Below are 9,670 nucleotides of genomic sequence, written 5' to 3'. Positions count from 1 at the left end.
GCCTACAGCTACACCGTCAAGGCCCGCGACGCGGCCGGCAACGTGTCCGCCGCCTCCACCGCCGTCACCGCCACCACCGCGACCGGCACCGGCGGCGGCGACGTCCAGGCACCCAGCGTCCCGGCCGGCCTCACCGCCACCGGCACCACCACCGACACCGTCTCGCTCGCCTGGACCGCCTCCACCGACAACACCGCCGTCACCGGCTACGACGTCTACCGCGGCACCGTCAAGGTCGGCTCCACCACCGGTGCCACCAGCTACACCGACACCGGCCTCACCGCCGCCACCGCCTACAGCTACACCGTCAAGGCCCGCGACGCGGCCGGCAACGTGTCCGCCGCCTCCACCGCCGTCACCGCCACCACCGCGACCGGCACCGGCGGCGCGGGCTGCACGGCCGCCTGGCACATCGACAACCAGTGGTCGACCGGCTTCACCTCGACGGTGACGGTCACCGCGACCGCCGCGACGCACGCCTGGAAGGTCGCCTGGACCTGGCCGAGCGGCCAGACGCTCAGCGGCTCCTGGAACGCCACCGTGGCGCAGTCGGGCAGCTCGGTCACCGCGACCAGCCTCGCCTACAACGGCACGCTCGCCGTCGGCGGCACCACCACGTTCGGTCTGCAGGGCACCTTCACGGGGAGCAACACCGCTCCGGTGTTCACCTGCACCGCTTCCTGACCGTCCGTCATCTCATCACCGGGGGCGGGGCAGTGCGCTGTCCCGCCCCCCACTCCTGAGCGCGTCCGCGCCCGACGAAAGGCCCCCCACCCGTGCCTCCCGTCATCCCCCGCTCCCCCGTCTCCCCCGCCCGGCGCCGCTCGGCGTCGCTCCTGCTCTCCGGCACCCTGCTGCTGGCCATGACCGCGGCCGGCCCGTCCGTCCTCGGGGCGGCCGCCGCCACCGCACCGCTCGCGGCGCAGGCCGCCGCCGACACCGGGCCGGCCGTCCGGGTCAACCAGGTCGGCTACCTTCCGGACGGCCCCAAGCGCGCCACCGTCGTCACCACCGCCACCGCACCGCTCGGCTGGCAGCTGCGCAGCTCCGCGGGCAGCACCGTCGCCTCCGGCACCACCGTCGTGCACGGCTCCGACGCGGCCTCCGGCGACTCCACCCACCTGGTCGACTTCTCCGCCTACACCGGCACCGGCACCGGCTTCACGCTGGTCGTGAACGGGCAGGCGAGCTACCCGTTCGACATCTCGGCGGCGCTCTACGACGGTCTGCGCGCCGACAGCATGTCCTTCTTCTACCAGCAGCGCAGCGGCATCGCGATCGACGCCTCGCTGGCCGGGGCGGGCTACGCCCGGCCGGCCGGGCACCTCGGGGTCGCGCCCAACAAGGGCGACACCTCGGTGCCCTGCCAGGCGGGCGTCTGCGACTACAGCCTGGACGTGCGCGGCGGCTGGTACGACGCCGGCGACCAGGGCAAGTACGTGGTCAACGGCGGGATCGCCGCCTGGCAGCTGGTCAACTCCTTCGAGCGGGCGAAGCGGGCCGGTACGGACGCGGCCGTGGGCGACTCGACGCTGCGCGTGCCCGAGCGCGGCAACGCCGTGCCGGACGTCCTGGACGAGGCCCGCTGGGAGCTCGACTTCCTGCTGCGGATGCAGGTCCCGGCGGGCAAGCCGCTGGCGGGCATGGCCTTCCACAAGATCCACGACGCGCAGTGGACGGCCCTGCCGACCCGCCCCGAGCTGGACGCCCAGCAGCGCGAGCTGCACAAGCCGTCCACCGCGGCGACGCTGAACCTGGCCGCCACCGCCGCCCAGTGCGCCCGTGTCTACGCCCCGTACGACGCCGCGTTCGCCGCCCGCTGCCTGGATGCGGCCAAGCGCGCCTGGACGGCCGCCAAGGCCAACCCCAACGTGCTCGCGCCGAGCACGGACAACACCGGCGGCGGCGCGTACGAGGACAACCAGGTCGGCGACGAGTTCTACTGGGCCGCCGCCGAACTGTTCGCGACCACCGGCGAGAGCCAGTACCGCGACGCGGTCACGTCCTCCTCGTTCCACACCGCGCCGGCCGACTCCCCCTGGTGGGGCGGCACCTCGACGCTCGGCCGGATCACCCTGGCCACCGTGCCCGGGGTCGGCCTGCCGGCCGAGGACCTGGCGCGGCTGCGCACCTCGCTGACCACCACCGCGGACGGCTACCTGACCACCATGGCCGGGCAGGGCTACGACGTGCCGATCGCCGCCGACGGCTACGTCTGGGGCTCGAACAGCTCGGTCGCCAACAACGCGATGGTGATCGCGGTCGCCTACGAGCTGACCGGGCAGCAGCGCTACCGCACCGCCGCGCTGGAGTCGATCGACTACCTGCTCGGCCGCAACGCGCTGAACCGCTCGTACGTCACCGGCTACGGCGAGCACGCCGCCGAGAACGAGCACCACCGGTTCTGGGCGCACCAGAACGACGCCTCGCTGCCGCACCCGCCCGCCGGTTCGTTCGCCGGCGGCCCCAACTCGGGCCTCCAGGACCCGGTGGCGCTGGCCCAGTTGACCGGCTGCGCACCCGCCAAGTGCTACGTCGACGACATCGGCTCGTACTCCACCAACGAGGTGGCGGTGAACTGGAACGCGGGGCTGGCCTGGCTGGCCGCGTTCGCCGCCGACCGCACCGGCGTCGTGACCCCGCCGGTCACGCCGAAGGTGCTCGCCACCCCGGCCTCGGTGACGGTGGCCGAGGGCTCCACCGCGACCGTGGCGGTGCGGCTGTCGGCCGCTCCGGCGCAGAACGTCACGGTCGCGGTCGCCCGCACCTCGGGCGACCAGGACCTCTCGGTGACCGGCGGGGCGAGCCTGGTCTTCACCCCGGCCAACTGGGCCACGGCCCAGCAGGTCACGATCTCGGCCGCGCAGGACACGGACACCGCGGCCGGCACGGCCGCGTTCGCGGCGACCGGCGCGGGCGCCGACGGTGCGACGTTCAGCGCGACCGAGGCGGACGACGACACCCCGGCGGCGGCCGCCTGCTCGGTCGCCTACCACGTGGACAGTGCCTGGGCCGGCGGCTTCACCGCCACCGTGACGCTCAAGAACACCGGCCAGAGCCCGATCCCGGGCTGGACGCTGGGCTGGACGTTCCCGGGCAACCAGAAGATCACCAGCGGCTGGAACGCCACCGTCGTCCAGAGCGGTGCCGCCGTCACCGCCAAGGACAGCGGCTGGAACGGCACGGTCGCCCCCGGCGCCACCGCGGGCTTCGGCTTCCAGGCCACGTTCACCGGCGCCAACACGGCGCCCGCGCAGTTCACCGTGAACGGCGCGGCCTGCGCCTGACGCCCGCCCCGGTCCAGAGCAGCACACCCGAATCACCGGCCGCCGGGACCACCCGCCCGGCGGCCGGGCACCCCACCCTGCACCGGAGAGGACGATTCCCATGCGCCAACTGTTCACCCGTCGGGCCGTCAGACTGCGCAACGCGGCGGTGGCCGTCACCGTACTGGCCTCCACCGCACTCGGCGCGGCCCTACTGCCCGGCGCCGCCCAGGCCGCCGACACCCCGCTGCGCGACCTCGCGGCCGCCAAGGGCGTCTACGTCGGCAACGCGGTGGCCGGCGGCAAGCTCAGCGGCACCCCGGCCTACGCAGCCATCGCAGGAGCGCAGTTCAACTCCCTGACCCCCGAGAACGCCATGAAGTGGGGCTCGGTCGAGTCCACCCGGGGCAGCCTCAACTGGGCCGAGGCCGACCAGATCGTCGCCTTCGCCCAGGCGCACAACCAGCAGGTCCGGGGCCACACCCTGGTCTGGCACAGCCAGAACCCGAACTGGCTGACCAACGGCGGCTTCAGCGCGACCGAGCTGAACACCATCCTGCAGCAGCACATCGCCGCCGAGGCCGGGCGCTACGCGGGCAAGATCTACGCCTGGGACGTGCTCAACGAGCTGTTCAACGAGGACGGCACCTACCGGACGTCGGTCTGGTACCCCGCGCTGGGCACCGGATTCATCGCGAACTCGCTGAACTGGGCCCGCCAGGCCGACCCCGCCGCGAAGCTGTACATCAACGACTACAACGTGGAGGGCATCGGCGCGAAGAGCGACGCCCTCTACAACCTGGTGAAGTCGCTCAAGGCGCAGGGCGCGCCGATCGACGGGGTGGGCCTCCAGGCGCACTTCATCCTCGGCCAGGTTCCGTCCACCCTGCAGGCGAACATCCAGCGGTTCGCCGACCTGGGGGTGGATGTCGCGATCACCGAGCTCGACATCCGGATGCAGACGCCGTCCACCGACGCCAAGCTGACCCAGCAGGCCGCCGACTACACCACCGTGGTGAAGGCCTGCCTGGCCGTCAGCCGCTGCAAGGGCATCACCGGCTGGGACATCTCCGACGCCGACTCCTGGGTGCCGAGTGTGTTCTCCGGGTACGGCGCCGCCACCCTGTACGACGAGGGCTACCAACCCAAGCCCGCGTACCGGGCCGTCGCCACCGCCCTGGGCGGCAGCACCACCTCGCCGTCCCCGACGGCGACCGCCTCACCGTCCCCGACCGCCACGGCAACCCCCACCACCACGGCGACGCCCACCGCCACCGCCACGCCGACCGGCGGTACCGGGGGCTGCTCGGCCACCTACTCGGTGCCGAACCAGTGGAACACCGGCTTCAGCGGCAACGTCGTGGTCGCCTGCGCCGCCGGTTCGTCGCTGAGCAACTGGAAGGTGAGCTGGGACTTCGGGGCAGGCCAGCAGCTGACCCAGGCCTGGAACGCCACCTGCACCCAGACCGGCACCCGTGTCACCTGCACCAACGCGGCCTGGAACGGCACCGTCGGGTCGGGCGGATCCACCTCCTTCGGCTTCAACGCCAACTGGAGCGGCAGCAACCCCGTCCCGGCAGTGACCCTGGGCTGACCCGAGCGGAGCAGTGGAGGGGGTGGGGGCACGGCGGTGCCCCCACCCCCTTCGTCATGCCCGGCTCCGGGTGGGGTGCGGATCTCGGCTGTGTTTCAGAAATGACATCAGAATCCGCTGATACACGGCATATCGCTCGCACTTGCGTGCACATGCCTTGACACTTCGGAAACGCCGCCGCAATCATCGCCTGAGCCGGAGAGCGTTCTCCCTGTCGATCGCAAGCTGCCTCCGGCGCCAAGTTCCGCAGAGCCGCACCATGTCCCCCACCCATCGGAACCAACTCCCCCAGGAGGTTTCGTGCCAGTCCTTCCCTTCGACTTCCGAACACGGTACGGAGTGGCCCGTTCCGGCCACCGCCCCGTCACCCTGTTGCTGGTCGTCGCCCTGCTCGCCACCCTCGCCCTCGCGGTGACCGGCAGCCCCGCCCGGGCCGCGGGCACCCTGCTGTCCCAGGGCAAGCCCGTCACCGCGTCCTCGGTCGAGAACGCCGGCACCCCCGCGTCCGCCGCCGTGGACGGCAACACCGGTACCCGCTGGTCGAGTTCGGCCGCCGACCCGCAGTGGATCCAGATCGACCTCGGGGCCACCTCGACGATCAGCCAGGTCGTGCTGAACTGGGAGGCCGCGTACGCGAAGGCCTACCAGCTCCAGACCTCCGCCGACGGCAGCACCTGGACGACGGTCTACGCGACCACCACCGCCACCGGCGGCACCGAGACCCTCAACGTCACCGGCAGCGGCCGCTACGTCCGGCTGAACGGCACCCAGCGCGCCACCGGATACGGCTACTCCCTCTGGGAGTTCCAGGTCTACGGCACCGCGGGCACCGGCGGCGGCGCCTGCAGCACCAACAACGCCGCCCTGAACCGGCCCTCCTCGGCGTCCTCCACCGAGAACGGCGGCACGCCGTCGAGCTCCGCGTTCGACGGCAACACCGGCACCCGCTGGTCGAGTGCGGCCAGCGACCCGCAGTGGGTGCAGGTCGACCTCGGCTCCGTCCAGTCGGTCTGCGGCGTCCAGCTCAGCTGGGAGGCCGCGTACGCCAAGGCCTACCAGATCCAGACCTCCACCGACGGCACCACCTGGACGACCGTCTACTCCACCACCACCTCCCCCGGCGCCACCGAGCTGATCACGCTCACCGGCACCGGCCGGTACGTGCGGATGAACGGCACCCAGCGCGCCACCGCCTACGGCTACTCCCTCTGGGAGTTCCAGGTGTTCACCGGCACGTCGACCGGCACCGGGCCCGTCCTGCTGTCGTACGGCAAGCCCGCCACCGCGTCCACCTTCCAGGACGACGGGAACTGCTCGGGCTGCACGCCGGCCAAGGCCTTCGACGCCAACGCCGCGACCCGCTGGGCGACCAGCGCCACCACCGGCTGGAGCGACCCGGCCTGGCTCGCCGTCGACCTCGGCGCCACCGCCGCCATCAGCAAGGTCGTCCTCCAGTGGGACCCGGCCTTCGCCTCGGCCTACCAGATCCAGACCTCGCCGGACGGCGCCAACTGGACCACGATCTACTCCACCACCACGTCCACCGGCTTCAAGCAGACGCTGGACGTGACCGGCACCGGCCGCTACGTCCGGATGTACGGCACCGCGCGCGGCACCGCCTACGGGTACTCGCTCTGGGGCTTCGACGTGTACGGCACCGGCGGCAACCCGACCGCTCCGCCCGCCCTGCCGCCGAACCCGGGCAACCCGCAGAAGCTGCTCTGGAGCGACGAGTTCAACTCCGCGGCGGGCACCGGCGCGGACCCGGCGAAGTGGACCGTCGACTCCGGCGCCGGCGTCAACAACGAGCTGGAGTACTACACCACCGGCAACAAGAACACCTACCAGGACGGCACCGGCAACCTCGTCCTGGAGGCCCGCAAGGAGGTCACCGCCGGCTCGGCCTGCCCGCGCGACCCGCTGAGCGGCAGCACCACCTGCCAGTACACCTCGGGCCGGATCAACACCTCCGACCACCTCAACTTCACGTACGGGCACGTCGAGTCGCGGATCAAGGTGACCGGCACCCAGGGGCTGTGGCCCGCGTTCTGGATGCTCGGCTCCGACTTCAAGACCGGCACGCCGTGGCCCAACTGCGGTGAGATCGACATCATGGAGCACGTCGGCAAGGTCGCGGACACGGTCTACTCCACCCTGCACGCCCCCGCCTACTTCGGCGCCGCCGGCTACGGCTCGCCGTACACGGTGGCGGGCAGCGACTTCGCCTCCGCGTTCCACACCTACGCGGTGGACTGGGACTCCAGCCACATGACCTTCACGGTCGACGGCAACGCCTTCTTCACCGTCAACCGCAGCACCCTGGAGCAGACCCGCGGCCCGTGGGTCTACGACCACCCGTTCTACATCATCCTCAACAACGCGGTGGGCGGTGACTGGCCCGGCGCACCGGACGCCACCACGGTGTTCCCGCAGAAGATGCTGGTCGACTACGTGCGGGTGTACCAGTAACCCGTACGGACCCGCAGCACCACCGACGCGGCCGGGGAACACCCCGGCCGCGTCGGCGCGTTGGCGGCGGCGGCCGCAGGAGTCCGTTCTTCCGACGCCGTGTCAGCGGAATTCCTTGTCATGTCACCTCAAGTCCGCTCGGATGGACCAGGCTCGACTTCGCAGTCCCGGCCCCTGACGAGGAGACACCGTTGTCCGTACGCCGCTTCATCGCCGCCGCCACCCCGCTGCTCGCCGCCCTGGCGGTCGCCGTCGCCGCCCCACAGGCGGACGCCACCGGGCCGGCTGATCTGCCGTTCGCCTCCGCGACCACCGTCGGCCTGCACAACACCTACGACCCGGCCGCCTTCCCCTTCCTCGCGCAGGCCCTGGACACCGGCACCGGCATGATCGAGCTGGACGCCTGGACGGACACCGTCACCAAGGAGTGGAAGGTCAGCCACTCCAACCCGCTCGGCAACGCCAACAACTGCGTCACCGCGAGCAGCCCCGCCCAGCTGTACACCGGCGGCGCCAACAAGAACCTGGAGACCTGCCTGGACGACATCCGGGTCTGGCTCGGCGCCCACCCCGGGGCCGGCCCGCTGGTCGTCAAGCTGGAGCTCAAGGGCGGCTTCGCCGGCAACCGCGGCATGGGCCCGGCCCAGCTCGACTCGCTGATCGCCGCCCACCTCGGCAGCACCGTCTTCCGCCCGGCCGACCTGCTCGCCAAGTCCGGCGGCGGCTCGTACGCCACCCTGGACGACGCGGCCCGGGCCGGCAACTGGCCGAGCCGGGCGGCACTGGCGGGCCGGGTGCTGGTGGACGTCATCCCCGGCACCGTCGAGGAGCAGAACCCGTTCGACACCCTGCACACGGACGTCGAGTACGCCCGCTACCTGCGCGATCTCGCGGCTGCCGGGCGGACCGCCGAGGCCCAGGTCTTCCCCGTCGTCCACGGCGCGGCCGCCGGCGACCCGCGCGGGCAGTACTCGGAGACCTCGATCCGCCCCTGGTTCGTGGTCTTCGACGGGGACGCCGCCGCCTACCTGGGCGGCATCGACACCGGCTGGTACGACGCCCGGCACTACCTGCTGGTCATGACGGACGCCCAGAACGTGGCCCCGGCGATCAGCGCCACCGACCCGACCGCCGAGCAGGCCCGCGCCCGCGCCGTCCAGCTGGCGGCCGCGCACGCGAGCATCGTCTCCAGCGACTGGCGGCACCTGCCCGAGGTGCAGTCCCAGGTGCTGCCGCGCGGCTGACCCCCGTCGCCGGCCGGCCGGCGCGCCCGCGAGTGCGCCGGCCGGCGGGCCCGGTCAGCCCTGCAGTGCGGCGGCGTCCAGCGAGGCGGTCACCCGGGCGAGCAGGGACTGCAGGGCGACGGCCTCGTCCAGGGAGAGGTCGGTGGCCTCGATGATCCGCTGCGGTACGCAGACGGCCCGCTCGCGCAGCGCCGTCCCGGCCGCGGTGAGCGCCACGGTCACCGAGCGCTCGTCCTCCGCGCTGCGGGCGCGCCGGACGTAGCCGGTCGCCTCCAGGCGCTTGAGCAGCGGGGACAGCGTGCCGGAGTCCAGCCGCAGGTGCTCGCCGATCTGCTTCACGGGCAGCTCGCCGTGCTCCCAGAGCACCAGCATCACCAGGTACTGCGGGTAGGTGAGCCCGAGCTCCTTGAGCGCGCCGCGGTAGACGCCGCCGAAGGCCCGCGAGGCGGCGTGCAGCGAGAAGCAGACCTGGTGGTCGAGCCGGAGCAGCTCGGTCCCGGGTACGCGTGACAGGTCGGTCATGGGTCCAGGATAGCTCCCCCGCGCACTCTTCAGTTGTGCACAACTGAATTGCGTGCTCTACTTGTGGGCAGAGGGCGGGCCGGACAAGGGCCGCCACCACGAGAAGGGACCGGTCAGATGGACGCGCTGTACACCGCTGTCGCCACCGCCAACGGGCGTGAGGGCCGTACCGTCAGCTCCGACGGCCGGCTGGACCTTCCGCTGGCCATGCCGCCGGCCCTCGGCGGCAACGGGCAGGGCACCAACCCCGAGCAGCTGTTCGCCGCCGGCTACGCCGCCTGCTTCGCCAGCGCACTCGGCCTGGTCGGCCGCCAGAACAAGGTCGACACCGGCGAGATCTCGGTCACCGCCGAGGTGTCCATCGGCAACGACGGCTCCGGCTTCGGCCTCTCCGTGGTGCTGCGCGTCGAGCTCCCGGACGCCCTCGCGGGCGAGAGCGGCGAGCTGCTGGTCAAGCAGGCCCACGAGGTCTGCCCCTACTCCAAGGCCACCCGCGGCAACATCGAGGTCGAGCTCGTGGTCGAGTAGTCGCCCACCCGACCCGGCACGCCGGCGGCCGGCCCGATCCCACGGGC

7 protein-coding genes are annotated in these 9,670 nt (G+C 72.4%); 6 read left to right on the top strand and 1 reads right to left on the bottom strand.

Translation table 11 applies throughout. The annotated features are described in order from the left end of the window. The 5 genes from ACFUK0_RS36935 to ACFUK0_RS36915 all read left to right on the top strand — a co-directional run. The coding region (locus tag ACFUK0_RS36935) for a cellulose binding domain-containing protein (RefSeq protein ID WP_380257837.1) at positions 1 to 684 on the top strand (684 nt) is incomplete at its 5' end. A gap of 92 nt (positions 685 to 776) precedes the next feature. Beyond that, entirely contained in the window at positions 777 to 3,287 is a 2,511-nt protein-coding gene (locus ACFUK0_RS36930; RefSeq protein WP_380257835.1) for a glycoside hydrolase family 9 protein, read from the top strand. Between the two features lie 100 nt (positions 3,288 to 3,387). Next, on the top strand, positions 3,388 to 4,860 hold the full coding sequence (locus ACFUK0_RS36925; protein WP_380257833.1) for an endo-1,4-beta-xylanase: 1,473 nt from the start codon (positions 3,388 to 3,390) through the stop codon (positions 4,858 to 4,860). A gap of 372 nt (positions 4,861 to 5,232) precedes the next feature. Beyond that, on the top strand, positions 5,233 to 7,329 hold the full coding sequence (locus ACFUK0_RS36920) for a discoidin domain-containing protein (RefSeq protein WP_380257843.1): 2,097 nt from the start codon (positions 5,233 to 5,235) through the stop codon (positions 7,327 to 7,329). 191 nt (positions 7,330 to 7,520) lie between these two features. Further along, positions 7,521 to 8,573 (top strand): phosphatidylinositol-specific phospholipase C domain-containing protein, encoded by a 1,053-nt coding sequence (locus tag ACFUK0_RS36915; RefSeq protein ID WP_380257831.1) that lies wholly within the window; start codon positions 7,521 to 7,523, stop codon positions 8,571 to 8,573. A 54-nt stretch (positions 8,574 to 8,627) separates the two neighbouring features. Here ACFUK0_RS36915 and ACFUK0_RS36910 read toward each other — a convergent pair whose 3' ends face one another. After that, positions 8,628 to 9,095 (bottom strand): MarR family winged helix-turn-helix transcriptional regulator, encoded by a 468-nt coding sequence (locus ACFUK0_RS36910; protein ID WP_380257829.1) that lies wholly within the window; start codon positions 9,093 to 9,095, stop codon positions 8,628 to 8,630. Positions 9,096 to 9,212: 117 nt separating this feature from the next. On the opposite strand from ACFUK0_RS36910, the gene ACFUK0_RS36905 reads away from it, so the two are divergent. Beyond that, positions 9,213 to 9,623: an organic hydroperoxide resistance protein gene (locus ACFUK0_RS36905; protein ID WP_380257827.1), complete on the top strand. Its 411-nt coding sequence runs from the start codon at positions 9,213 to 9,215 to the stop codon at positions 9,621 to 9,623. Positions 9,624 to 9,670 lie beyond the last annotated feature (47 nt).

It is taken from the genome of Kitasatospora sp. NPDC057223 (assembly GCF_042669755.1).
GTDB lineage: Bacteria > Actinomycetota > Actinomycetes > Streptomycetales > Streptomycetaceae > Kitasatospora.
The sequence above is the reverse complement of the archived record's forward strand: the minus strand, read 5'-3'. Positions and strand labels throughout refer to the sequence as shown.

Excerpts from the sequence above, each read along its gene's own strand:
- ACFUK0_RS36905 (WP_380257827.1), top strand. The coding sequence starts at position 9,213 with ATGGACGCGCTGTACACCGCTGTCGCCACCGCCAACGGGCGTGAGGGC.
- ACFUK0_RS36910 (WP_380257829.1), bottom strand. The coding sequence starts at position 9,095 with ATGACCGACCTGTCACGCGTACCCGGGACCGAGCTGCTCCGGCTCGAC.
- ACFUK0_RS36925 (WP_380257833.1), top strand. The coding sequence starts at position 3,388 with ATGCGCCAACTGTTCACCCGTCGGGCCGTCAGACTGCGCAACGCGGCG.